Below are 24,647 nucleotides of genomic sequence, written 5' to 3' on the forward strand. Positions count from 1 at the left end.
TCATTAAATTCATGGATTACTGAAAACACAAAAATGCCTGACACGGAAGTCAGGCATTTTTATCAAACAATATAGCTAATGGAACGCTTACTTAAGTCCGTCTTACATAGCGTAAGATAACTGAACCGTAGTTTTGGTGTCAGTTTTATCCTGCGCGGAAGACGGAGGATTCTGGTTCCAGGTCACGTTGTAAGCCAGCTTAAGCGCGAAATGGCTGTTGATTGCCACCTGCAGGCCGGTTTCAGAGTTCACCGTGGTGTCGTCGCTACCCAACACCGATACACCCTGCACAAATTTGGTGTTATCGGTTAACTGCCACTGATAACTTACCGCACCGTAAGCCAGCGCCTGCGTTTCATGACCGCCATCGTGATAATCGTCATAACGTACGCCAGGACCCGCTTCCACACGTAATGAATGTACCGGGCCGCTGAGTAACTGGCGACCGTAACCGACAACCAGAGTGGAGCGCCCATCATAGCCGTTAAAACGATCGCTCAACCAGCTTGCCTGACCAAAAAGGTAATCGGCAGAATTAAGATTGTAGCGGGTACGGGCGCCAATCTGGTAGGTCTCAGAAGCGCGTACGTCATTCGAGGAAGTATTGCTGGCATTTCCCCACAAGCTATAAGCTGTAGAAGGCTGATACCAGGTCATGTTGGTATTGGCAGTCAGTGAGGAACTGGTGGTATTACCTGTTTGTGCCAGATATCCAGCAGCAGCGTTCCCCTCGAAAGTTTTTTTAGCAGTAGAAGGGTCGTCCATGACGGTAAATACGTTGTTGTCCGCCATGGCCTGATGACATAAGGCACCCCCGGAGAGCAAAAGTACAACAGACAGCTTGTTAAACGCTTTCATTAAATGTAACCCGTACGACAGTTTAAAGGCATAAGTCTGAAGCGTTTTGAATGACGATCAATGTTATTTAAGGTAATAATCGTAACATTTTATTAAATAGCAACAATTGATAGACTCACGGCAAAATAACAGCATAACTCAGAGTCATCTGATTAACACAGGAAAGTTCAGGAGTTGTACTAAACACTTGCGCCTGATACTACTACACTTTTGCAAGACCATGTTTCCCGCCAGGGAAGGGGCTGGCCGTTTCCATAAAGTGACGAACTTTTTTCAGCAGTGGCCACATTGAACGGCACTGATCATTCCCGGTTATCGTGTCGTGAAGCGCCTGCCATAACCGTTCAACGCGGTTCACCCACAGCGGGTAAATCACGCTGAACTTCACGGTTCTTGTGGATGATGCCGTTATCAACGATCAGTGTAACTGTTTTTGCACACCGGTAACCTGCCTCCAGGTGCTTAAACAGGCTGATAAACAGCGCCGAACTTTTGCTATTACCGCCAACGTAGCTGACTTTACCTGTGCCACTATGCCGTGCGCCTGCCAGAGAGTATTTTTTTGTTACCACCCGTTTTTGTTGTCCGAGGACCTGCCAGTCTGCACCGATTTTTGGGCTGAGATGGATATCCACCTCATCTTCGTAAAACACAGGATGCTCCCGGCTGCGCTTCACCCGCGCCGTGTTTATTGCCGCCATTTTCTCTTCTTTGTGTGGGGTGCGGACCTGCGCCACACCACACCGCCTGTCGGCAGCCAGCGACGGACTGTCCCGGCATGTAACTGACAGCCGGTTATCTCGTTGATTTTTATTGCCAGAAGCGCAGTGCTCCAGTGTGAACGCTGATAACCAGAATCACCGGGAAAGTGCTTTATCAGTTCACGTAACAATGTGCAGATATGTTCGTAAGGCCAGCGGCGGGAACGCCCGGCGGATAAAGATTTCAGACCTTCAACGCCCGACCGGGTAAACCAGTTAATCCGGCGTCCGGCAGATGAACGGGGCAGCAGAGTGTTCTGGTGGCATCGCTGACACGGTCTCCCCGGTGCAACATCAGCATGGCGATCAGTCTGCGGGCATAATTTTTATCGCGGGTTTTATGGATGGTTTTCTGCATCAGGCGTCGTTCACTGCGGGGCAGTGGTGCGATGACCTGCATCGCTCAGTCCGGTTGGTGATTTGTTTTGGTTTGGCGATTGCTCAGATCGCACAATCCGGGCTGAGTTCCTTCAAAGTGATCGACTATCCGGCGTTGCTATTCAGGCCATAGCGCGTAAAGCAGCTATAGCAATATTGTCAGTTAACATCAGGCCTACTTTCTTGAAACACTTTACCATCCTGACATTGAGTCACTGACTGTGTTCCGCTTTACCCCCTGTGATGATTCATCCGGCCTTTATGGCAGGATGCTGACGTTAATTCATTGAGCATCATGGTGGCCCTGTTTATGCAGACCAGGGGCGTTCTTTTTAGTCTTAACACAGGCGAGAAATAACGCGGAATCCGCGCTTGAGATTTGCGCCACATCCGGTAACTGTTTTTGCCTGTAACAATGGTGCTAATAACGTTTTACGCCCTCTGAGTACTCGCTATTTAACCAGAAATTGCCTGTCAAAAATGATGACCGGAGGATCTTTTGCATTATTCAGGGAGGTGAGTGGCGCAGTGCAGTAATGAACAACGCGGTTGCAGACAACCACAGAGCGGCCATACATTAATATGAGCAAACCCTTTACTTAATGCCTGTCGTAATGTCATGCGGTTAAACTAAGCGGAACAGCTGCTGCCCTTATGCTGCTTTTTATAAAGTGTCATCATGAACAATAATAATGTGTGCCGCTTATTTTAAAATAATTTACTGCCTGGCGGTGTTATAGCCCGCTTGAAGGACTGCATTATATCATAATCATTCCAGATAAAGAGCGATAACCTGATGTTGATGAAGCGTAACAGGCTGAATCAGAAATTTCCTTATCCAGCCTGATGTTTTCTTCAGCGCGGTTATCCAATAAGACCCAGTAATTTAAGAATAAAATAGCCTGCTACGATAATTGCTACTGGCAGAATATAAAGCGGGAAAAATTGCAGAAAAATAGTATGTCCAGGCAGAGCGAGTTTTTCTTCAAGCTGTTCACGCGTGCGCCCTTCCGTTCCTTTCGTTTTTTCCAGAATCAGCTGATCTTCAATCCCTTCTTTAATACGTCTTGACTGCCGCCACATACGGGCAGCGGAGGCCTGTAATGCAAGGCCAACGAAAATTGCAGCGTAGATAATCCAGAAGGTGATATTGCTCTCATGATTAAAATCCGGTACCGGAGAATTGTGCCAGAATCCATTGAGGAAACCAGTATTAAAACGAATCATATCAATCATTACATGTGAGAAATCCTGCATAACCGCATTGATGCTCTCATGCTTTTCACGGCTTTTTTCAAGGAAGCCCATTAGTGAGATCAATGTTGAAATGAGCGCCGGGATAAAGATAATCCAGCCAGTAATACGTTTCAGTATCGCAATCCGGCCAGCCTGCTGATATGTCATGCTTTCTTCCTGTCATCCTGATATGAAGCTATAAGTTTACCCTCAGGAAATAAAATGTGCCTGAAAAAATGGGCCAGCTATTTTCAACAGTACAGCCGGGCAGAAGGTGTGGATATCCATAACATTTGTTATGGTGTCGGTTATTTTTTTGATGGAAACAGCCATGCCCTACTCTCGCACCATTCTTGCCGCACTCTTTGATATGGATGGCCTGCTGATCGATTCAGAACCTTTGTGGGAACAGGCGGAGATGGAAATTCTGGTTCAGTTGAGCGTTGACCTCTCCGGTCGTGATGCGCTGCCTGACACCGTGGGTTTACGCATCGATCAGGTGGTGAGTTTGTGGCACGAGCGCCTTCCCTGGCAAGGCGCGGACCAGCATGAAGTCACGCGCCGTATTATTGTACATACTCAGGAACTGGTAGAGGAAACCCGCCCTTTGCTACCCGACGTTGAACAGGCCCTGCAACGGTGTCAGGCAGAAGGGCTGAAATTTGGTCTGGTATCCGCTCCGCCGATTTCCATGCTGAAACGCGTGCTGACAATGTTTAATCTGCATCACTCTTTCGATGTGCTGACTTCAGCAGAATCACTGCCGTTGTGTAAACCCACCCCCAGGAGCAAACTCGGTGTGGATCCCCTTCGCTGTGTGACGCCCGAAGGCTCATTCAACGGCATGATTGCAAGCAAAGCAGCCCGGATGCGGTCAATCGTGGTTCTGGCGACCCTCGCTGGACGCTGGCAGATGTGCAACTGGCCTCACTTTTTGAACTGACCGCGAGCGATTTACTGGGAAAATGATATGTCAAGCAGCGCTACGCTGTTGGTTTGACAAGGTGTTGTAACGGGAAAATCATTTTTCGTTACAACGTAACCTGTTTATTCTACTGTACAGATCCCCTATACTGGATTAATTTACAGTGAAATAATCAGGTATAATTATGACGGCTGAGGGCCATCTTATTTTTGCGATTGCCAGCGCCATTTTTGCCAGGAAGGCTGAACTTACGCCTGAACTGGCAAACGGCGACTGGTGGCATATTCTGCCCGCCGCGCTGCTAACCTGCCTGTTGCCTGACATCGATCATCCTAAATCATTTCTTGGCCAGCGTTTTAAATGGGTTTCACAACCCATAGCCCGCGTCTTTGGCCACCGCGGGTTTACGCACAGCTTCCTTGCCGTTCTTAGCGGCATGGCATTGCTGCAACTCAAACTCCCCTCGCAGTTGCTGATTCCCCCCGATGCTTTTCAGGGGCTGGTACTGGGCTATCTCAGCCATATCTTCGCCGATATGTTAACTCCCGCTGGCGTCCCTTTTTTATGGCCATGTCGCTGGCGTTTTCGCTTGCCATTGCTTAACAGCCAGAAGGGTAATCAGCTTGAACGCCTGTTCTGTATCGCGCTGGTCATTTATGCCATTTGGCTTCCTGCCGGTATGTCCCCTTTCGCAGAGAAAGGCTGGACGACACAAATATTTAATTCACTCCAGGAAAATCTTGGTCGTTTGTTACACCAGCAAGATGCGGGTTAAACCACCAATAAACAAGCTTTGGTTATAAGACATGCCCTTTGGATATATAGCGACACTTTGCCTGGCTGATACCATTCCCGAACTTAAGCACTGGTTGTGCAATAACAATAGCGTTGATTACGCAACGCAGTGTCATCTTCCGCAGCGACTGGAGACAAGGGATGAACTATCCATTACTGGCCAACCTGACGATATTTGTCGTTTTGTTGGTTATTCTCGCCAGAATTGGCAACACCAGCTGGAGTCTGTCTAAACGGGTATTAACGGGTCTGGTTATTGGCATCGTTTTCGGCCTCGGCCTGCAGGCTATTTATGGTTCGGGTAGCCCGGTGCTGAAAGAATCTGTCACGTGGTTTAACATTGTCGGTAACGGCTATGTTCAGCTACTGCAAATGATTGTCATGCCGTTGGTATTTGCGTCTATTCTCAGCGCGGTCGCTCGTCTGCATAACGCCTCTTCACTGGGCAAAATCAGTACGTTAACTATTGGTGTGCTGTTGTTTACCACCGCGATATCTGCGCTGGTTGGGGTGTTTGTTACCTGGCTGTTCGGCCTGAATGCCAGTGGCCTTGTGCAGGGCCCACAGGAAACGGCCCGCCTGGCCGCTATACAGTCGAACTACATGGGTAAAGTTGCCGATCTGTCACCGCCACAGCTGCTGCTCTCGTTTATCCCTAAAAACCCGTTTGCCGAGCTCACCGGCGCAAATCCTACGTCCATTATTAGCGTGGTAATATTTGCGGCTTTTCTCGGTGTGGCGTCGCTCCATCTGCTCAGAGATGATAAGCCTAAAGGTGAACGCGTGCTGGCAGCCATCGACGTATTGCAGGCCTGGGTAATGAAGCTGGTACGCCTCATTATGAAACTTACGCCCTATGGTGTATTGGCGCTGATGACCAAAGTCGTTGCCAGCTCTAACCTTAACGAAATCATTAAGCTCGGGGGCTTTGTGGTAGCTTCCTATCTGGGAATAGCCATTATGTTTGCCGTGCATGCGTTATTGCTGTCCATCAACGGTGTGAATCCCGCACACTTCTTCCGTAAGATATGGCCGGTTATCACATTTGCATTTACCAGCCGTTCCAGCGCGGCCACCATCCCCCTAAGTGTGGAAGCGCAAACGCGCCGCCTCGGCATTCCCGAATCCATCGCCAGCTTCGCTGCTTCATTTGGCGCCACTATCGGACAAAATGGCTGTGCCGGACTGTATCCTACAATGTTGGCCGTTATGGTCGCACCCAGCGTGGGTATTAATCCCTTCGAGCCGATGTGGATTGCCACGCTGGTTGGCATCGTTACGCTCAGTTCTGCTGGCGTCGCCGGCGTAGGGGGGGGCGCAACATTTGCGGCCCTGATCGTGCTTCCGACTCTTGGCCTGCCAGTCACGCTGGTCGCACTGCTCATTTCAATTGAACCGCTGATTGATATGGGCCGCACCGCACTGAACGTAAACGGTTCTATCACTGCCGGCACGCTGACCAGTCAGTGGCTAAAACAGACGGATACCTCACGTCTGCACAGCGATGCAGAAAACGATGCGACATTAATTCCGCGCTGATTTATACTTTAAGCATTTATTGCATCAAAGGGCGGATATTACCCCGCCCTTTTTACGTCCTGAATTAAACCCTGCTCTTTCCAGGCGTACTTGCCTGACTGAATCTATAGTCACTGAAGTCTGCAATGACCGCTACCGGAGCTATAAACATGTCGAAAGAAACCGATAATAAGGAAATCACTCATCAGACCCCGTTAACCGGGCCTGATTCCGCGAAGCTGGAATGGACTCGCTTGCTCCTGATGAGGGCAGCTGGAAAACCGTGGCTGAAAAACGGGGCCGGGCAAGCAGCCCACGGTACCCGTTAGCCTGAAGGCACCAGAAACCAGCAACGCAAAGATTGATTCACTGGAGATGTTTCGCAAGGGCAGTGAAAATTTTCCTCTGATGACAAATCAGGGAACGTGTATAACCAACGATAAAAATTCACTGCGCACCGGAACACATGGGCCAATATTGTTGGAAGATTTTATTCTGCGTGAAAAAATCACCCACTTCGATCATGAACGTACCCCGGAGCGAATTATCCACGCCCGGGGTTCCGCAGTTCACCATTATTTTCAGTCCTATCGCGATATGAGTGATATTACAAAAGCAGATTTCTTACGCTCTCCTGAGAAGACGCGCAGGTCTTCGTGCGCTTCTCAGCCGGCAAGGTGTGCCGGATGTGGATCCGCGAGCGCGTCGTTGACCATCTGGTGCATATTGATGTGTCACTTGCTAACAGCGTGGCAGAGAATCTGGGGATCGCGCGCTCAGAGGAAAAAATGCACACCGCCCCACCAAAGGACGTGAACGGCCTGAAAAAAGATGCAAACCTCAGTTTGTATGCAGTGTCAGGTGGCTCAATAAAGGGGCGGCAGATTGCGCTGTTGCTCAGTGATGGCGTGGCTGCTGCCTATGTGCTGGCGATTCTGCACGCGTTGAAAGCACATGGCGTACATGGCAAATTGCTGGCACCTCATATGAGGCAAGTACGCGCCGACGACGGCTCCCATTTACCCGTTGGTGCGACCTTCAGCGACCAGCCATCATTAACTTTTGACGCGGTCATTTTGCCTGACGGGAATATTGACGCACTGCTCTGCTGCTCAGTGGCGACGCACGATACTTCCTTCTGGAAGCCTACAAGCATCTTAACGTGACAGGCCTGAGCGGCGACGCCCGGCGTTTCAAATCGCAGTTTGGCCTGACAGATGAGCAGCAGGAGGAAGGTCTGATTGTTGAAATGAAAGCCGAGGGTGCGCCAATGAGTGAATTTCTGACCGCAGTGACAGCGCATCACATTTGGTCCCGCAGCCAAAAAGCGCTGAGTATTCCGGCTTAAGCCCGTATTAACTCGAGATGTCCAGGCACACAGAGCCGGTCAGGACAGCCAATGGGGAGGTAATCTGCGCGGGATAGTGCAGCGAGAGTTAAGAATACGTTAAGCTCTGTAAGAAACAGACAGCAGCAGCGCTTTCCTGCTTGTATTCTGGCTGGCCCGGAGTAATGTTTGAATCAGGAGAATGTATGAAAAAGGTGATAAGTTGTATTAGTCGCGACTTGATCTGACACTGGACCTTGAAAGGTTGAGAGTTACCGGTTTTGATATGGGTGTCTAATCCTTAAACAAAACGCGAGGTAACTCTCATGATTCATACTAACAATCCCATCATCAAACACAAAGCCGGCCTGCTCAATCTCGCCGAAGAACTCGGTAACGTATCAAAAGCCTGCAAGATCATGGGCGTGTCACGCGACACGTTTTACCGTTATCAGGAACTGGCTGCTGAAGGCGGCATCGATGCGCTGATTAACCAGAACCGCCGCGTCCCCAACCTGAAGAACCGCGCCGACGAAGCCACTGAACGCGCTGTTGTTGAATATGCCGTTGAGTTCCCGGCCCACGGGCAACACCGGACCAGTAATGAGCTGCGTAAAAAAGGCGTGTTTATCTCCGGTAGCGGCGTGCGCTCCATCTGGCAACGGCACGACCTGGAGAACTTCCGTAAACGCCTGAAGGCACTTGAGGAAAAGGTCGCCAGAGAAGGCATCGTGCTTACCGACGCTCAAATCGCAGCGCTGGAGAAGAAGGCCCACGATGACGAGGCCAGCGGAGAAATCGAAACTGCTCACCCGGGTTATCTCGGGTCGCAGGACACCTTCTACGTGGGCAATCTGAAAGGTGTGGGTCGTATCTACCAGCAGACGTTCGTGGATACGTACTCGAAAGTGGCACACTGCAAGCTGTATACGAGTAAAACGCCGATCACCGCCGCAGACCTGCTCAATGATCGCGTACTGCCGTTCTACGAGGCTCAGGGACTGCCGATGCTGAGGATCCTGACCGACAGGGGAACGGAGTACTGTGGTAAGGTGGAGCAGCATGATTACCAGCTGTATCTGGCCATCAACGATATCGACCATACAAAAACGAAGGCGATGTCTCCGCAGACGAACGGCATCTGCGAGCGCTTCCATAAAACTATTTTGCAGGATTTTTATCAGGTTACGTTCCGTAAGAAGTTATACGAAGACCTGGAGAGCCTGCAAACGGATCTGGACAACGGGTTGTGGCATTACAATAATGAGCGAACTCATCAGGGAAAAATGTGCTGCGGGCGTACGCCAATGGCCACGTTACTTGATGGTAAACGAGTCTGGGCAGAAAAAAATCTGAACCAGATGTAATCTGACAGACACCTGTATAAATAACCGGTAACTGTCAGATCAGGTCTGAGCTAGTACACTTAAGGTGACCAGCAACCTTTTTATCCGGATATTTCCTGCTCTTTACCCTCAACTCTCTCGGGTAACTTCGCTCTCTTCTACCCGGTAACACAAGCCATTTCGCCTGTTCATACAGGGTTCTCAGTTCTCCCGGCATTTTTCCCGGCGAAGCCCAGGGCAGGGTTATCAGCATCCGGATTATTTCGCTTATCGCTCCACTGAAGCTCAGCTGGTAAGGCAGGTAATCTCCTTTCAGATGGAACGCCATCTGCACCATCTGATATCGCACCAGGTTATAAGCCAGCAGTACCCCCCATAGCTCCTGTCTCACCAGCTCCGGCAGGCGACTGCGTAATGTCCACCGGCTGTCCAGCATACCCTGCTTTGCTTCCCGGTAGCCCAGTTCTGTTTCCCAGCGGTGGCGATATAGCTCGCTGATATCTTTACCCGGATAGCGATTCGGGTCTGTCAGTGACGTCAGCACCTGCCTCTCTTTACCGTCTACCCTGCGGGTCAGCAGTCTTGCCACCATTTCTTCCGGGACCCCTGGCCATTGCTTCCTGGCTCGTGGACTGGTTTTCAGGCATATCAGTTCATCTCCACGCCCCAAACGGCGAACCACCTGATACTGTACGTGTTTTTTCAACGGCAACAACCAGTGACGGTGTTCTCCTGCTGTCTGCCAGTGATGAAGCAGACCCATCGAATAAAATCCCTTATCGAACAGGGTGATACTGTTATTCGGGGTTTTCTCCGTCAGGTGTTCAGCCAGCCGCATTTCACTGACTTTTTCACTGTCGAATGCACTGGCGGCGATCAGATGGCTGCTCAGCTCCATCAGACAAACCATTCGCACCTGAGGATAGCCGCCTTCGCCGTACTGGCTGCTGTGTTTACTGAAGACGGCTCTGTTTTCCGGCGTATCGGCGGTACGCCAGACCACGCCGTCGACAGCAAACAGATTCAGACCGTGCCATTTTGGATGTGCAGCCTGCTGATTCCAGTGCTGCTGTGTGATATCAAAAAGCTCCCGCACTGCATTTTCACCCAGAGTCTTACGGCGCTGAATGACAGCGCTGCGTGCGGTAAAAGGAGCTCCGGTCCGGTCAGTAATATCCATCAGATTGACGATTTCGGTCATCGGACGATCGCAAAAAATGGACATCCCAACGACAAGCCAAATCATGGATTCGAGGGAAAGTTTACGTTTACGCAAAGTAACGGTATCGGTCAGGGTGAGCGCCTGCTGAATAAGCTCGGGAGGAATAAGGTCGGCGAGACTACGGGCGCGCTCAGGAGTGGCGGCATTGATGATGCCGAGGGCCTGGGAAAGTTCCATTTAAAAAGGGTTCCATGATGAACATAGAACCCTTTTTACCGCATAAACCGGATCGGTCAACCGATCCTTAAATGATCGGCATTAGTCACCAAGGTGACCGTTTTTTATCATCAGAAAACAGAATATTACTGCCCGGTCTGCGGGTCGGTATCGTAATCTTTGCAGCTCTGGAAACCGTAATTCATCACGCGACCGTTATCGCTATAGCTAACGAAGTAAGTCTGCAGTTTACCGTCACGTTCACCTAATACATAGGTCTGGCAGGTGCCACGAGCGTGAACCATAGTAATTTCAGTGGAAGGTGGGCCGGCGATGTCCCTGACCTGCTGACGTGTCATGCCTTTCTTCACATCCTGAACGACGGGTTTTGTCACATAGCTTTCCGCACGGTCATAGGCGGTACAGCCCGATAAAACAGCCAGCGCCACTGCTGCACAAATAAATCCTATTACTTTATTCACGTTTTTATTCCTCTGAGGTAATCCATATGGTCTTAAGCTTGGAACATAAAGGTAGATTAATCAACTTTATAGCGAAGAAAAACCACAGGATAGCGCCCACATTACAACATCATCATGGGCTTTAAACAATCAACGTCAGTTTCAAGCCAGGAACACCACCATGTCGTTCTTATGCAATAAAGCCGATCCTTGCTAACAAGTGCTGACAATATTGCAATTGTGTGCGGTGGAATAAAAATTCAGAGCAATATGCCGTTATTTCGGTGTGAAAGCGTTTACGACACAGAGCGCGGCAAAGGCAGAACTGCGTGTTGTGATATTTATTGCGCTTTTGCCAGCCAGGGCCTTATTAACAAAAATTACCCCGCATACCTTTGATAAAAGCCTGCCCCACAGGCGCGAGGCACCTCACCCTGTCGGGTTCAGCATAACGCCCGGTCCTCACAGGCAAGCCCCTTCCTGAAACGATTTATGTGATGCCCATAAAGCACTATGCCGGTCTTGCAAAACCCTGGCGGGCGGGTAAATTAATCCATTTTTTCATCAGCCCAACATAACAATCCTGGATTCGCTAACGCTATACTGGCTACAGGTAATTAACGTGCTTAACCAGCGCAAAATGGCTGATTTATCGGCGAAGCCCAGCAGCCATAAGGATTGAATCTTGTCGTTTAGGCGCTGGCGGGTTAACTTTACAACAGATCTTATTGTCACTGTCTGACTGACATGCACTGAATTTGAGGAGAGATAAATGGCTTTGCAACAGGAAATCATCGACGCACTGGGTGTGAAACCAACTATCGACGTGAAACAGGAAATCCGAACCAGTGTCGATTTTCTTAAGTCTTACCTGAAAGCGAATCCCTTTCTCAAAACACTGGTTCTGGGCCTGAGTGGTGGTCAGGATTCTACGTTGACCGGCAAGCTCTGTCAGACCGCTATCAATGAACTTCGTGCTGAGACTGGCGATCAGCGTCTGCAATTCATTGCCGTACGCCTGCCCTACGGCGTGCAGGCGGATGAGAAAGATTGCCAGGATGCCATTACTTTTATCCAGCCCGACCGCGTCCTGACGGTAAATATTAAAGAAGCGGTGCAGGCCAGCGAGAAAGCCCTGCGCGACGCCGGCATTGCACTTTCAGACTATATCCGGGGCAATGAAAAAGCCCGTGAACGCATGAAAGCGCAATACAGCATTGCTGGCATGACAGCCGGTGCCGTTGTGGGAACTGACCATGCGGCTGAAGCTGTGACCGGTTTTTTCACTAAATATGGCGATGGCGGCACCGACATTAACCCTATCTTTCGCCTGCACAAAGGTCAGGGAAAGCAACTGTTAAAAGAGCTTGGCTGCCCGGAGCACCTGTATCTGAAACATCCGACCGCTGACCTGGAAGATGATCGACCGGGATTACAGGATGAAGTGGCGTTAGGGGTGACCTATCAGCAAATCGATCGCTATCTCGAAGGACAGAGCATTGATGCCACAGCCAGCAAAATTATCGAAGGCTGGTATCTGAAAACCGAACATAAACGCCGACCGCCCGTCACTGTGTTTGATGACTTCTGGAAAAAATAGTTTTTCAGTACCTCGGCTTAATGACGCTTATAAACTGAAAAATTTCAGCAGCTTTAGTCTCCTGACTTGTACTAGCTCAGACCTGATCTGACCGTTACCGGTTATTTATACAGGTGTCTGTCGGATTACATCCGGTTCAGCTCCTTTTCTGCCCGGACACGTTTTCCATCAGGTAACCTGGCCACTGGCGTTCGCCCGCCGCACATTTTCCCCTGATGAGCCCGCTCATTATTGTCATGCCATAATCCGTTGTCCGGATCCGTTTGCAGGCTCTCCCGCTCCCCATATGACTTCTTACGGAACGTAACCTGATAAAAATCCTGCAAAATTGTTTTATGGAAGCGCTCACCGATGCCGTTGGTCTGTGGGGACATCGCCTTCGTTTTTGTATGGGCGATATCGTTGATGGCCAGATAAAGCTGGTAATCATGCGGCTCCACCTTACCACAGTACTCCGTTCCCCTGTCGGTCAGTCTTCTCAGCACCGACAGTCCCTGAGCCTCACAGAACGGCAGTCGGCGGCAGAGTTCGGCGTTTTACTCGTATACCGCTTGCAGTGCGCCACTTTCGGGTACGTATCCACGAACGTCTGCGGGCAGATACGGCCCACACCCTTTCAGATCGCCAGCACAGAAGGTGTCCTGCGACCCGGGATAGCCCGGGTGAGCGGTCTCGATTTCGCCACTGGCCTCATCATCATGCGCCTTTTTCTCCAGCGCGGCGATTGGGGCACCGGTAAGCACGATACCTTCTCTGGCGAACTTTTCCTCAGGCGCCTTCAGGCATTTACGGAAGTTCTCCAGGTCGTGTCGTTACCAGATGGCGCGCACGCCGCTGCCGGAGGTAAACACGCCTTTTTTACGCAGCTCATCACTGGTCCGGTGCTGCACGGGCGCCGGGAACTCAACGGCGTATTCAACAACCGCGCGTTCAGTGGCTTCGTCGGCGCGGTTCTTGAGGTTGGACCCCCGGCTGTTCTGGTTAACCAGCGCGTCAATGCCGCCTTCAGCAGCCAGTTCCTGATAACGGTAGAAGGTGTCGCGTGACACGCCCGTGCTCTTGCAGGCTGTTCAGACGTTACCGGGTTATTCGGCAAGATTGAGCAGGCCGGCTTTGTGTTTGATGATGGGATTGTGAGTATGGAGCATGAGGGTGACCTCGCGTTTTGTATAAAAATTCTACACCCATATCAGAACCGGTAACCCCCAACCTTGCAGGGTCCGGTGTCAGATCACGTCGCGACGAATACAAATAATTCTGTGTAACTGCCACCATATTAAAGGTGAGCGCTCAGGCGGTCACCAAACCCGATAATAAAACGACTCATCGCCAGCCGCCAGTTCTGGTTCGGCATACTCCATTTTTTCAACGCATCCCTGATTGCCAGATAAATCACCTTACGCACCGAGTCGTCTGTCGGGAACACTTTGCGTTTCTTTATCGCAGCACGGATCACGCTGTTCAGCGATTCGATGGCGTTCGTGGTGTAGATGGCCTTGCGGATATCCGCCGGGTAACTGAAGAACGTATTGAGGTTTTCCCAGTGGCCACGCCAGATTTTGCTGATTTGCGGGTACTTGTCGTCACAGATTTCTGCGAACGCATCCAGCCCTGTCAACGCCGCCTCTTCTGTCGGAGACTGATAAATCCTCTTCAGACCGCTGGTGACGGCCTTGTAGTCCTTCCATGCCACGTATTTCAGGCTGTTGCGCACCATATGAATGATGCACAGCTGGATATGTGTCTCGGGATAAACGCTGTTTATCGCATTCGGGAAGCCCTTCAGTCCGTCCACGCAGGCAATCAGGATATCCTGAAGGCCGCGATTTTTCAGCTCTGTCAGGATGTTCAGCCAGAACTTCGCGCCTTCATTTTCAGCCAGCCACATCCCCGGCAGTTCTTTCTGACCTTCGGTATTAATGCCCGGCGCAAGGAAAACGGCTCTGTTTATCACGCTGCCATTCTGACGAACTTTTACGACAATACAGTCCATATAAACAATGGGATAAAGTGCATCCAGCTGCCGGTTTTGCCACTCAGCAACCTGTTCTTTTACGGCATCGGTGACTTTAGATATCAGGGTGGGTGAGACATCGGCGTCATACATCTCTTTGGACGTGGCAACAATTTCACGCATGGCCATTCCTTTGGCGTACAGGGGTAAAATCTGGCTGTCCATCTGCGTGATACGCGTCTGGCTCTTCTTAATCAGCTGAGGTTGAAGGTGTTTTCGCGGTCACGCGGTGTGTTCAGCTCAATCTCGCCATCATCGCAAAGCAGCGTTTTTGATGCGTAGCCATTGCGGGTGTCAGAGTTTTTTTTGGGCGCGTTTTTCTCATGCCCGAGGTGGTCGGTCAGTTCAGCATTGAGCGCCGTTTCGACGGTGAGCTTCGTCAGCATTCGGGAAAACTGGTTAAGGTCAGCTTCGGTTTTAAGACCTTTAGCCCGTTCAGCCGCAAGGGCTTTAAGTTTCTTTTCGTCCATAATTTGCCTGTCCTCGTTGTTGGAGTGAACATATCAAAAACAGGAAATTACACAATTTTAATTACAGTCTCTAATAAATTTCTGTGACGCTCCCATTATGCCACTTTTTCGTTAATACAAAATCCGTGGGCTGTTTTAAAGCGGCATTAAAGTCGTTTTAAAACATGCCGTTTATCCCGGCACAGGGCGTTTAACTGGAAAATATTTCAGTCCGGGAGATTCGCCGCGCCAGAAAAATAACCTGTCTCACGCTAAGTTTCAGATAAAGGTATCATCCTGACCGGATTGGCACTTTCCCTGCGGGAAAGCGGGGAAATTTAGTATCTGTGAGTCAGCACGTAAACCAAACGCAATGGTAACAGAAAAATTCGGTGGTCAATCTGTCTCCCTGCCAGCAGCAACTGGTCCAAACGCAATGACACCACTATTATTCACGCTGCGACAAATCAGGTCAGACAGTCGACATCACAGGGCTGATTATTTTTTCGCTACAAAGCCAGGCTGGCCGCCGGAAGTCTCATAATGTTATATACAGACACTGACGCTCCCGGCGAACAGGAGTGTTTTGCCACCCCGGACGACCCCCTGCAGCATGATGGTGCTGTTTACCACGATATTTTTCAGGGCGCAATCAGATCAAAATGATTATCATCACTGCTTTCGAGCACCACCGGAGGTGACAGTTTCAGGGTAATCCAGTTTGACGACACGCACTGCCGTTGACTGTCCTCGAAAGTCACCGACAAATGATATTCACCAGTCACATCGGATGAATTGTCGCACTGCGGAATAATGGTGCTCCAACCCTGTGAACTGGCGTGGTTTGCCGGTGAAGTCAAACTGAGCGCCCGCGTGTCCCCCTGCCAGCTGATGGCTTTAATTAGGTTAACGTTGCGAACTTGCACTTTAAGCGGTAATACTTCACCAGGTCGAGCTTGCCACGGAAGGCTTACAAAAAACACTGACAACGTTTTGCGCTGACGAAACGCCATAACTGGCGTATCCCGCTGGCTGACAGGATCATAACGGTTGCCACTTAGTGATCGTGAGGTGCCAACATTGTCAGATGACAGCTGCTTACTGAGCGCCACGCCAATCTGATAATTCATTTTCAGGCCCAGCAGATCCTGCGTTTACCCGTATCAGCTGTTTTACGTGAAGCCGTTAGCGTAAGGAGTGTGGTTGATCCCAGGTCCAATAGCAGCAGGATTGTTGCAGTAAGTGCCACTGTTAAACAAATCAACATTACTGCCAAGATACTGTTCATAACTTAATGAAACGCCAGACTGTTGGTAGAAAGGAAGATACCCTTGCGTAGCCACATCATAACCATGTGCCATACGGCTCTGCATGCTGTCAGTATCATCATACCAGCCAGAAAGAGGCTGATAGTAATTTGCCGAAAAACGCAAAAACTGACCGGATACTTCAGCCCACAACGATCCCCGCTGCTGTCCTGATGTTAACAAACTGTCGATAAAGGCGTTATAGCCAAAGCGCCATTTTCCTGATAACTAACATTGACCCAGCCCGGCATTCCCCACAGGCCCATTATCTGTCTGTTGAATACCCACCTGACTGAAGGTGAGCCATGTGTAATTGTCCTGCCAGAGCGTGACCAGTTGTGCTGATGCCCATCAAAATTGCCCCGGCTATCCACTTCCAACGACAAACTGGCGCGGCCACAGGATGAAAGCAGCTGTTTACCTTCACTTTCTGCCCAATGCACTGCCTCATCACGATAAGTGGTTAAAGGCCCATTGTCCCGCAGAGTTGCCAGGCGATTTATCATCATCGCTGTTCATGCTGGCCTCACCAATACTTTTCATTACCAGGGCCACACGTTTTTCCAGCACCGCATCATCGGATGATGGTGTGCTGCCGAAATCAGGAAGTCTGCGACTAAAAAAGGAGGGTTAAGCAAAGGGGGCATTATCAATCCACTCTGCGGGAGTAAATGCCTCAGCAGCGGGCAGGCTGTGAAACGCCAACGTCATAAAAATCAATTTGTAATACACGAGGGAGATACGATGTACTCTTTTCATAACCTCATTAATTACCGCAATTACCGCCTGTCAGGGGACGGGCACGTTGAAAATGTCACTGGCTGATTGCTGTAAAAAACGATCAGCCTGACACTTTTACCCGTAAACGGGCAGCGCACAGCAATTTTTCCGGAAGTATACGCGAGTTAATCACTGGCACACCTGCAGATTATCGAACAAAATTCTGTTCACCCATTTCCAAAAGATTTGTTCGGATGAAAAAAAAGGCTGCTGTGCTGTGCCGGATTGAAGTGTGTATCAACTGCCTTTGCTGCGCCAATATTCAGGCTCAGTTCACCAGATTTCAGCGATAACGCCCTGATGGCAAAAAAGTTCGCCGGGACAACCAAAAGCAATGTCAACTGTACCGGAGAGAATGTTTCCCCTGCGTTGATCTGGCAACATTCACCCATGCAAACAAAAGTTATGCGCTGATTATCACCGCCCCTGCTGGCGCACTGAAACCCGGGCTACACCATGAAGAATTGCTCGATCAACTAAAAGGCCACACGCTGGCTGCCACAGGATTAGTTGCCGTTCTGGCAACAACCAAGGCCGTAAGCAATTTTGCGTCATGAATGTTACCTGTAACGGGGTGATACAACGGCGTATACCCCACCTTTCGCGCTATTCCTTCTGCCGCTTTTTCACTCTTCTGCCGACCGAAAACAATCAATATAACTAACCATTGTACTTCAATTAAAATAACATCAATCCATGTTAAGTGCCTTGCCACCGCCAATATGCAATAAGACATAGCTCAATTATTCCCTTAGCCTGGAGCCTGAGGTAAACTGGCACGAAAATTTGTCTTTAGTTAAATAAGTGTATTTTAGATGCGAACCCATTTTTTTATTTTAAATGTGCCGCACGGATGCAGATTCCAGATTTTAAAATATAAGGTTTATTAATGATGCTCGCCAGAAATGATGTAAAGTTCAGCGTTGCGTTTACGCTGCTGACGGTACTGCTTTTGACTGGTTGTCAAAAAAAACTGCAGGTCACCGATGACACACTGATTAGTACAGTTGTCGATGGCGTTACATTAATGCATCGCCATGCAATCGTGGCTCCTCTTTCCTTTACACCAGTCAATGAGACTTACCGGGCATTATACAGTGCCTCCGTAATGGATCGACCCGGTTATGGTGGACAGATTATTCGCCATCTGGAAAATGGCAAATCATTCACTGTTCTTGGCGAGGCTGAAAATCACTGGCTGGCTATCACAGATGATGATCTGCAGCTGCTTACAGGTTACGTTCCCTTTAAAGCAGGGGTGAAAAGTGAGCTTTATGACGCCACGCTGAAAAGTGATCGTCCAAAGGTTCGCAAAAACAATAAGAAAATCTGCGTCGACGTTGGCGATCAAAGTAAAGCATGCCGTAACAACGACACTGAAACCTGGATCCTGGAGTAGTTTTAACCAACCACTTAAGGATAAATTCAGTGTCTGCCCTTTCAAAAGCACCTGTACAGCAGGAGCCCTTACCACAGAGACAGCAAAGCTGATGAGCAAGGAAAACCACACTGACGTGTCTCTTTCAGCCGGTCGGGAAAATCTGTTGCTGGCAGCAGCCGCACCGCTACTTAATGCGATAGTGCAAATCCGCATGGCCGCAACCCATGACGACCCGATGATGCTGCGTCAGCAGCTTATTGATGAGATCCGTCAATTCGAACGACGCGGTAAACAGGTGGGTTTACCCTTCGACATGATTATTGGCGCACGCTATTGTCTGTGCAGCGCACTGGATGAAGCGGCAGCACAAACACCGTGGGGCAACCGAAGCGTCTGGTCCGGCAACGGACTGCTGGTGACCTTTCATGATGAAAGCTGGGGCGGGGAAAAAGTTTTTCAGCTACTTTCGCGTATTTCACAAACACCTGCTCAACATCTCTGGCTGCTGGAAGTGATTGACTATTGCCTGTTACTTGGCTATGAAGGCCGCTACCGGGCAATTGAACAGGGACGTGCTCAACGTGATGCCATGCGTGAGCGTCTGGCCAGATTAATTGATGACACGCGTAGTGCGGCAGAAAATACCCCTGCGCCTCAGGCGCTGACAGCGGTCAGCCAGAATACGATATGGTCTCCGCCCGTGCCACTGTGGGTGTGTGTCACCATGGTAGCGTTTATCGCCAGTCTTATTTATTCTGCGTTTAACTGGCAGCTGGGAAATACCGCAAGGCCACTGTTGCACGCTATCTGGCAAACGCCACTCCCCAAAACTGAAGCCAGCAAATCAATGCGCTCTTCACAAACATTGCTGGATATTCGTAAACGGCTTGATGACCTGATTGCCAGCCACCAGCTGGATGTCTCTGACGAAAGTAGCGGCAGTGTGGTTATCATTGCCGCTGATAAACTTTTCAGCGAGGACGGTACCGATTTGACGCCGCAAGGGCGCGCTATTATTACCCGCGTCTCCGCAGCGCTGGATGATATACCGGGAATGATCCTTGTCAGATCATTCACGGACGATCGACCTCTCCATGCATCCCATTACACGTCTAATTACGACTTTTCACTGGCTCGCGCACGAAACGTCAGCGCATTGATGATTCACTTACAAAAACCCTTGCACGTTATCCGCAGTGAGGGACGCGGCGACAGCAATCAATTGCTACCCAATGACAGCGATGAGAACCGGGCGCAAAATCGTCGTGTAGAGATTGTTCTGTATGCGGCACCACAAACAACGGGCCATCAAAAGGAGAAACCCTGATGCCGTTACTCTTCTCCTCGTTGATCTTTAACCGACTGCTGTGGAGCTTCTCAGGCATCACAGCCCTTGCTGCACTTATCTGGATAGTAGGGCCACAGATCTCATTTGGTGGTCAACACTGGGGAGAAAGCAGGCTCAACCGGCAGCTTGCCATTGGGCTATGTTATTTCTTGTGGATTTTATTGCAGCTGATCCCACAGCTTTACCGCGCCTGGTTTAACAGGCAACTCTTACATAATTTACAAAAGCACAGTGTCGATCATGCCGAGCAGGCGGCAACCACAGAGCTGCTGAGTACCCGCTTCAGTGAAGCAACGACGCTGTTGAAAAGAATGCAATTTACGTCTCCCAGGAAAAAAAAGCAGTATACCTGGCTGCAACGCATTAGCGCCCGGTATCTTTATCAATTGCCCTGGTACATGATTGTCGGTGCCCCCGGGGCGGGTAAAACCACGGCTTTAATTAATTCAGGACTGGAGTTTCCTCTTAGCGAAAGTCTGGGCAGGACAGCCCTGCGCGGTGTTGGCGGTACACGTCACTGCGACTGGTGGTTTACCCGGGAAGCCGTGTTGCTCGATACGGCAGGACGTTACACGCTGCAGGAGAGCCAGCGAGAGAGAGACGCCAGCGAATGGCAAACGTTTATCGCGCTTTTAAAACGTTACCGAGCCCGGCAACCAATAAATGGCGTCATTATGACCATTAGCGTTGCAGACTTACTGAGTGACTCAGCAGAGGTGCGCCATGCACAGGCCAGCGCACTTCGTCTGCGCATGGCAGAACTACACCAGCAAACGGTTATTCATTTTCCCGTCTATGTGATGGTCACCAAAACCGATCTGCTGAAGGGGTTTATGAGTTATCACGCAAATCTGGATAAAGTACAGCGTGACGCGATATGGGGATTTACCTTCGCATGGGAATCTGAAAGACAAAATAGCCCGCCGCACGAGAACAACTTCGAACATCAGTTCCGCTATCTTACACAATGCTTGCAGGACGCTCTGGCAGGCAAAATGGCGCGCGAGAAAGAACTGAATCAGCGCGCTGAGTGTTTCCTCTTTCCCCAGGAATTTGCCTCTCTTCGCCCCTTACTGGCTGAATATTTCGACGTCATCTTCAGCGCAGAAAATGGCAAAATGCCGTGGGCACCACGCGGACTCTTTTTTACCAGTGGAACCCAGGAAGGATTGCCTTTTGACCGCATTATGGGGGAGTTGTCGCGTAAATTACAGCTCCCTCAGGCATCCGACCATTCCATCGCCAACTGGAACCGGATTAGTCGCCGTACTCCGATTCCGGCAACAAAAGGCCAGAGCTTTTTTATTCACTCGCTGTTACGCGATTTGGTTTTTCAGGAGCGCTGCCTCGCAGGGAGCGATCGCATATGGGAGCGCCGCAACCGACAGATGCATTGGGCAAGCTACGCTGTGCTAATGCTGGCCCTTGCCGCGACAACATTTTTATGGGCCACCAGCTATTATAAAAATAAGCAGTATTTGCAGCAGGTAAATCACCGTCTGGCCCCGATTGAACTTCAGGCCAAAAAGCTGCAGGTCAGTAATCACGGTGAGATTATTGATTTGCTCCCCTTCCTGAACAATCTGGTTGCCCTGCCGCAAAGTCAGCAGTTTTCTCTTGATGCTCCGCCGTTAAGTATGCGCGGAGGGCTTTATCAGGGGGGGCAGATTGGTAAGGCTGCGTGGGGTTTATATCAAAACGCATTAAAAAGTTTGTTATTACCGCGTGTTGCGCAGACTATCACCCAGGCTTTAAGGAATGATCAGGGTGGCGATAGCGAGTTCAGCCGTAATGCGTTAAGAGCATATCAAATGCTGTATCAACCACGCAGTTATGATGGTGAATTCTTACGGGGATGGGTAATGCAAAATCTACAGCGCACGTTGCCAGGCAATGTGACAACCCGCGAGCTACAGCAGCTGGACTGGCATCTGAGTCAGCTGCTCGATCGACAAATTCAGACCTCGCCCTACGCCCGCGATAATTCACTGATGCGTAAGAAGTTAATCAAAAATAATATACCTGAGGATCCGCTGGGCAGTTTAGTTCCTATCCCAACTGTCTCTGATGATTATCCATCAAAAGAGGACTAATCATGGCAGAGAAAAATCAGCAGGGGTGGTATGGCAAACTACCGGGAGACGGCGATTTTTTACAACGCGATCTTTCTGAGCCTGTCGTTGCTTATTGGTCTAACTGGTTCCAGCTTGGACTGGCATACTGGCACCACCATGGCGGGGGTGACGGCGAACGTTTCAGTGAAGCTCCGGCATGGAATTTCGCTCTGCCTGCCACTCTGGGTTTACAGCAGGTACAGATTGGCTGTCTGGTGCCTTCAAAAGATCGCGTAGGCCGTTCATGGCCCCTGCTGGCACTTCAGCGAATCAGCCTTAACCACTGGCACCCGGCTCAACTAATCGTCTGCGGCGACTGGTTTCGCTTTCTGGGTACCACGCTGCATCAGGCGACAACGGCTCCACTCACGGCGGCACAACTTGATAATGCATTGAAAAACCAGCCATCGTTAGCGATTTCCTGCGCGGGCCGCTCGGATATTATGGAAGTTCTCGGTTATCAAAACTTACCCTCCACGCTCGCCTGGCCGGAAGTGGCGACGCATTTTGACCCAATGGGTTACACCAGCTATTGGTGGACAAATCAAAGTGATGGCTATCCTCTTACCAGCCACAAACATAGCGGTAACCTTACTGCTCAGTTGTTCTCGCAATTATTCAATCCGGCAGCTGCGGCACGGCCGGGTCGGCATGGGCTTTATCCCCCTATGTTTGAATAACGTTTTCTGGCCCTACACGGCCCCGGCTTCAGGAAAAGCGCATGCGATTTACCCTTGTTGAAAGCAAAAATGGTAAACCTCTTACCTGCTGTGATTTTGTCGCTCCTGGCGGCACAATTGGGCGCAGCCCCGATAACGATCTGGTGCTGCCAGATGAAGAACGTGCTATCTCACGTTTACAGGCGGTTGTGCATATTGCCAGTAATGGTGAGTGCCGGCTGACCAATCATGGTAGCGTCACCGCCGTTATTCATAATCGTACCCCGCTGGCCAGAGGCACGCAGATCCTGCTGCAACACAATGATATGCTGGGTATCGGTCATTACAGGATAAGGGTGAGTGACCCCTCCTGTCAGGATGAGCCGACTTTCAGCAATGTTGACCCGCTGGTCCTGTTTACGCAACCCGATCTCAGCACGCCCGATCCTCTGGGCATTTCGCCTGGCGAGGAGTCGGTTTCGACGCCGGCTCAGGAGCTTCACACCGCCGAACAGCTGTACGCCAGACAAACCCGACAGAAAGATGCCCGGTTAGGTATCAACCCGGTGAATCATGGAAATATGCATACGGAACGCACCGCCGCGCCGGAAAATGAACAACGGCTGCTCGCTGCGCTGATGGAAGGAATGGGGCTGGATCACATTAATAAGCCGCAGCTCACGGAAGATCAGATGCGCACAACCGGGCGAATGCTCAGTCTTTTTTCGCAGGGAACCGTCGCCCTGCTTTCATCGCGTTCAATCCTTAAACGCGGCGTGAAAGCCGAAATGACAATGATCCTGAATGAGGCGAATAATCCCTTTAAAATCCTGCCTTCCGGCAAAACGGTACTGATGCAGATTTATCAAAGCGAGATGCCCGGCTTTATGGGACCGGAGCAGGCCGTACGGGATGCGCTGGTCGATTTACAGGCGCATCAACTGGGAATGATTTCGGGGATCCGTGCCATTATTGCTGCCATGCTGCAATCCTTTCATCCGCAGCGTCTCGAAGAATTCGCACGCCGAGACGGTAATCTGCCACGTATCAGCCGCGGAATATTGAAAAAGGCAGCGTTGTGGGACTATTTTTTTCGTCACTATCAAAATATGTCAGGCGAGATTGAAGATGATTTCCACATGCTGTTTGGTAACGCTTTTTTGCAAGCTTACGATATGGAAGTCAATCAGTACAAAGATTCGCAAACCTTGCCGGAAGAAGAATGAATATTAATTACTCGGCTATGTCGCATAAGGGCCAGCGAGAGCATAATCAGGACAAAATGGGGGCAATACTGCAGGAACACTGTGCCTGTTTTCTGGTTTGTGATGGCGTGGCAGGCACTGCTGGGGGAGAAATAGCAGCGCGTATAACCAGGGATGCTTTGCTTTCGCGATTCACCGACGACGCGCCTGTTGAGCCTGCCGATACCGAACGTTGGGTAGCGGATGCTCAACAGGCCGTACGACAGGCACAACAGTCGATGGCGAACTTCAGCAATATGAGTACGACGCTGGCGGCGCTGTTTATCAATCGTGATACACAACAATCCTGGTGGATACACGCCGGAGACAGCCGGGTTTACCACTTTCGACGGGGCTATATTCACTCGCACACCCGCGATCACAGTCTTGTACAGCAATTAAAAGATGCCGGGGTTGATAATACGGGTATTAACAGTAATTTACTTTATAATGCGCTCGGTGCTGAAGTCCCGCATCCGTTCAGCTGCAGTGGTATACACCCTCTTGAGGACGGAGATGCTTTTCTGGTTTGCACAGACGGTTTCTGGTGCAATCTGACTCCTGAAGAAATGGAACAGGCACTTCGTATGGTTAACTCTCCTGAAGAGTGGCTGGCGCTCATGCACGCGGCGATTAGTCGTAGTAAAAAAGAAGATAATTTGAGCGCGGTAGCAATCTGGATTGGCTCACCCCAGGAAGCTACGTTGATACAATTGACGGCGGACTCAGCCCGGTTTCTGCCGCCGCGTAAATAACACCAAGGAACGC

16 protein-coding genes and 7 pseudogenes are annotated in these 24,647 nt (G+C 50.2%); 13 read left to right on the forward strand and 10 right to left on the reverse strand.

Features of this window, described 5'->3' with window-relative positions; translation table 11 throughout:
• Positions 1–102 precede the first annotated feature (102 nt).
• The 3 genes and pseudogenes from LU633_RS14380 to LU633_RS14390 all read right to left on the reverse strand — a co-directional run bounded on the left by LU633_RS14380 (position 103) and on the right by LU633_RS14390 (position 3,401).
• Positions 103–858 (reverse strand): DUF481 domain-containing protein, encoded by a 756-nt coding sequence (locus LU633_RS14380; RefSeq protein ID WP_016189439.1) that lies wholly within the window; start codon positions 856–858, stop codon positions 103–105.
• Positions 859–1,060: 202 nt separating this feature from the next.
• Positions 1,061–2,019 (reverse strand): annotated as a pseudogene (locus LU633_RS14385) (IS630 family transposase).
• 842 nt (positions 2,020–2,861) lie between these two features.
• Positions 2,862–3,401 (reverse strand): YniB family protein, encoded by a 540-nt coding sequence (locus LU633_RS14390; RefSeq protein WP_016189443.1) that lies wholly within the window; start codon positions 3,399–3,401, stop codon positions 2,862–2,864.
• 163 nt (positions 3,402–3,564) lie between these two features.
• Between LU633_RS14390 and hxpB the strand changes: the two are divergent.
• From hxpB to LU633_RS14415, 6 genes and pseudogenes are all read left to right on the forward strand, one after another.
• Positions 3,565–4,202: pseudogene (gene hxpB, locus LU633_RS14395) on the forward strand (hexitol phosphatase HxpB).
• A gap of 140 nt (positions 4,203–4,342) precedes the next feature.
• A complete protein-coding gene (locus LU633_RS14400) occupies positions 4,343–4,933 on the forward strand; it encodes a metal-dependent hydrolase (protein WP_016189445.1) in 591 nt (196 codons plus the stop codon).
• Between the two features lie 161 nt (positions 4,934–5,094).
• A complete protein-coding gene (locus LU633_RS14405; RefSeq protein ID WP_016189446.1) occupies positions 5,095–6,492 on the forward strand; it encodes an L-cystine transporter in 1,398 nt (465 codons plus the stop codon).
• Between the two features lie 223 nt (positions 6,493–6,715).
• Positions 6,716–7,139 (forward strand): annotated as a pseudogene (locus LU633_RS26240) (catalase); the annotation flags it as partial.
• Positions 7,134–7,819: pseudogene (katE, locus tag LU633_RS26245) on the forward strand (catalase HPII); the annotation flags it as partial. The pseudogenes LU633_RS26240 and katE, both read left to right, overlap by 6 nt.
• Positions 7,820–8,124: 305 nt before the next feature.
• Complete coding sequence (locus LU633_RS14415; RefSeq protein ID WP_046371791.1) at positions 8,125–9,165, forward strand: IS481 family transposase; 1,041 nt, start codon at positions 8,125–8,127, stop codon at positions 9,163–9,165.
• Between the two features lie 34 nt (positions 9,166–9,199).
• Here the strand turns inward: LU633_RS14415 and LU633_RS14420 are convergent, their stop codons facing one another.
• Together LU633_RS14420 and osmE are read right to left on the reverse strand one after the other, a co-directional pair.
• A complete protein-coding gene (locus LU633_RS14420) occupies positions 9,200–10,543 on the reverse strand; it encodes an IS4 family transposase (RefSeq protein ID WP_046371906.1) in 1,344 nt (447 codons plus the stop codon).
• A gap of 125 nt (positions 10,544–10,668) precedes the next feature.
• On the reverse strand, positions 10,669–11,004 hold the full coding sequence (osmE, locus tag LU633_RS14425; protein ID WP_016189447.1) for an osmotically-inducible lipoprotein OsmE: 336 nt from the start codon (positions 11,002–11,004) through the stop codon (positions 10,669–10,671).
• A 751-nt stretch (positions 11,005–11,755) separates the two neighbouring features.
• Here osmE and nadE point away from each other — a divergent pair.
• Positions 11,756–12,583 (forward strand): ammonia-dependent NAD(+) synthetase, encoded by an 828-nt coding sequence (gene nadE, locus LU633_RS14430; protein WP_016189448.1) that lies wholly within the window; start codon positions 11,756–11,758, stop codon positions 12,581–12,583.
• 125 nt (positions 12,584–12,708) lie between these two features.
• Here nadE and LU633_RS14435 read toward each other — a convergent pair.
• From LU633_RS14435 to LU633_RS14455, 5 genes and pseudogenes are all read right to left on the reverse strand, one after another.
• Positions 12,709–13,731, reverse strand: a pseudogene (locus LU633_RS14435) (helix-turn-helix domain-containing protein).
• A gap of 128 nt (positions 13,732–13,859) precedes the next feature.
• A pseudogene (locus LU633_RS14440) lies at positions 13,860–15,067 on the reverse strand (IS256 family transposase).
• Between the two features lie 620 nt (positions 15,068–15,687).
• Positions 15,688–16,536 (reverse strand): annotated as a pseudogene (locus tag LU633_RS14445) (inverse autotransporter beta domain-containing protein).
• Positions 16,530–16,862 (reverse strand): hypothetical protein, encoded by a 333-nt coding sequence (locus LU633_RS14450; protein WP_087949650.1) that lies wholly within the window; start codon positions 16,860–16,862, stop codon positions 16,530–16,532. Before LU633_RS14450 ends, LU633_RS14445 begins: the two are co-directional and overlap by 7 nt.
• A 743-nt stretch (positions 16,863–17,605) precedes the next feature.
• Positions 17,606–17,869 carry a hypothetical protein gene (locus tag LU633_RS14455; protein WP_016189454.1) on the reverse strand — a complete coding sequence of 88 codons (264 nt, stop codon included), beginning with the start codon at positions 17,867–17,869 and terminating at the stop codon, positions 17,606–17,608.
• Between the two features lie 156 nt (positions 17,870–18,025).
• Between LU633_RS14455 and LU633_RS14460 the strand changes: the two genes are divergently transcribed.
• The 6 genes from LU633_RS14460 (at position 18,026) to LU633_RS14485 (ending at position 24,634) form a co-directional block, all read left to right on the forward strand.
• On the forward strand, positions 18,026–18,532 hold the full coding sequence (locus LU633_RS14460) for a hypothetical protein (RefSeq protein ID WP_016189455.1): 507 nt from the start codon (positions 18,026–18,028) through the stop codon (positions 18,530–18,532).
• 91 nt (positions 18,533–18,623) lie between these two features.
• Complete coding sequence (icmH, locus tag LU633_RS14465; RefSeq protein ID WP_016189456.1) at positions 18,624–19,841, forward strand: type IVB secretion system protein IcmH/DotU; 1,218 nt, start codon at positions 18,624–18,626, stop codon at positions 19,839–19,841.
• Positions 19,841–21,955: a type VI secretion system membrane subunit TssM gene (gene tssM / locus LU633_RS14470; protein WP_233485066.1), complete on the forward strand. Its 2,115-nt coding sequence runs from the start codon at positions 19,841–19,843 to the stop codon at positions 21,953–21,955. The genes icmH and tssM overlap by 1 nt, the downstream gene beginning before the upstream one ends.
• A gap of 2 nt (positions 21,956–21,957) precedes the next feature.
• Positions 21,958–22,656: a type VI secretion system-associated protein TagF gene (gene tagF, locus LU633_RS14475; protein WP_016189458.1), complete on the forward strand. Its 699-nt coding sequence runs from the start codon at positions 21,958–21,960 to the stop codon at positions 22,654–22,656.
• Between the two features lie 41 nt (positions 22,657–22,697).
• On the forward strand, positions 22,698–23,861 hold the full coding sequence (gene tagH / locus LU633_RS14480) for a type VI secretion system-associated FHA domain protein TagH (RefSeq protein ID WP_016189459.1): 1,164 nt from the start codon (positions 22,698–22,700) through the stop codon (positions 23,859–23,861).
• Positions 23,858–24,634 (forward strand): PP2C family protein-serine/threonine phosphatase, encoded by a 777-nt coding sequence (locus LU633_RS14485; RefSeq protein WP_016189460.1) that lies wholly within the window; start codon positions 23,858–23,860, stop codon positions 24,632–24,634. The genes tagH and LU633_RS14485 overlap by 4 nt, the downstream gene beginning before the upstream one ends.
• The last annotated feature ends 13 nt before the right edge of the window (positions 24,635–24,647 follow it).

It is taken from the genome of Erwinia tracheiphila (assembly GCF_021365465.1).
In the GTDB taxonomy this organism is placed as follows: domain Bacteria; phylum Pseudomonadota; class Gammaproteobacteria; order Enterobacterales; family Enterobacteriaceae; genus Erwinia; species Erwinia tracheiphila.

What these genes read in the sequence shown, in the direction of transcription:
- LU633_RS14380 (WP_016189439.1), bottom strand. Translation starts at nt 858, where the DNA reads ATGAAAGCGTTTAACAAGCTGTCTGTTGTACTTTTGCTCTCCGGGGGT.
- LU633_RS14390 (WP_016189443.1), bottom strand. Translation starts at nt 3,401, where the DNA reads ATGACATATCAGCAGGCTGGCCGGATTGCGATACTGAAACGTATTACT.
- LU633_RS14400 (WP_016189445.1), top strand. Translation starts at nt 4,343, where the DNA reads ATGACGGCTGAGGGCCATCTTATTTTTGCGATTGCCAGCGCCATTTTT.
- LU633_RS14405 (WP_016189446.1), top strand. Translation starts at nt 5,095, where the DNA reads ATGAACTATCCATTACTGGCCAACCTGACGATATTTGTCGTTTTGTTG.
- LU633_RS14415 (WP_046371791.1), top strand. Translation starts at nt 8,125, where the DNA reads ATGATTCATACTAACAATCCCATCATCAAACACAAAGCCGGCCTGCTC.
- LU633_RS14420 (WP_046371906.1), bottom strand. Translation starts at nt 10,543, where the DNA reads ATGGAACTTTCCCAGGCCCTCGGCATCATCAATGCCGCCACTCCTGAG.
- nadE (WP_016189448.1), top strand. Translation starts at nt 11,756, where the DNA reads ATGGCTTTGCAACAGGAAATCATCGACGCACTGGGTGTGAAACCAACT.
- LU633_RS14450 (WP_087949650.1), bottom strand. Translation starts at nt 16,862, where the DNA reads ATGATGATAAATCGCCTGGCAACTCTGCGGGACAATGGGCCTTTAACC.
- LU633_RS14455 (WP_016189454.1), bottom strand. Translation starts at nt 17,869, where the DNA reads ATGTCTTATTGCATATTGGCGGTGGCAAGGCACTTAACATGGATTGAT.
- LU633_RS14460 (WP_016189455.1), top strand. Translation starts at nt 18,026, where the DNA reads ATGCTCGCCAGAAATGATGTAAAGTTCAGCGTTGCGTTTACGCTGCTG.
- icmH (WP_016189456.1), top strand. Translation starts at nt 18,624, where the DNA reads ATGAGCAAGGAAAACCACACTGACGTGTCTCTTTCAGCCGGTCGGGAA.
- tssM (WP_233485066.1), top strand. Translation starts at nt 19,841, where the DNA reads ATGCCGTTACTCTTCTCCTCGTTGATCTTTAACCGACTGCTGTGGAGC.
- tagF (WP_016189458.1), top strand. Translation starts at nt 21,958, where the DNA reads ATGGCAGAGAAAAATCAGCAGGGGTGGTATGGCAAACTACCGGGAGAC.
- tagH (WP_016189459.1), top strand. Translation starts at nt 22,698, where the DNA reads ATGCGATTTACCCTTGTTGAAAGCAAAAATGGTAAACCTCTTACCTGC.
- LU633_RS14485 (WP_016189460.1), top strand. Translation starts at nt 23,858, where the DNA reads ATGAATATTAATTACTCGGCTATGTCGCATAAGGGCCAGCGAGAGCAT.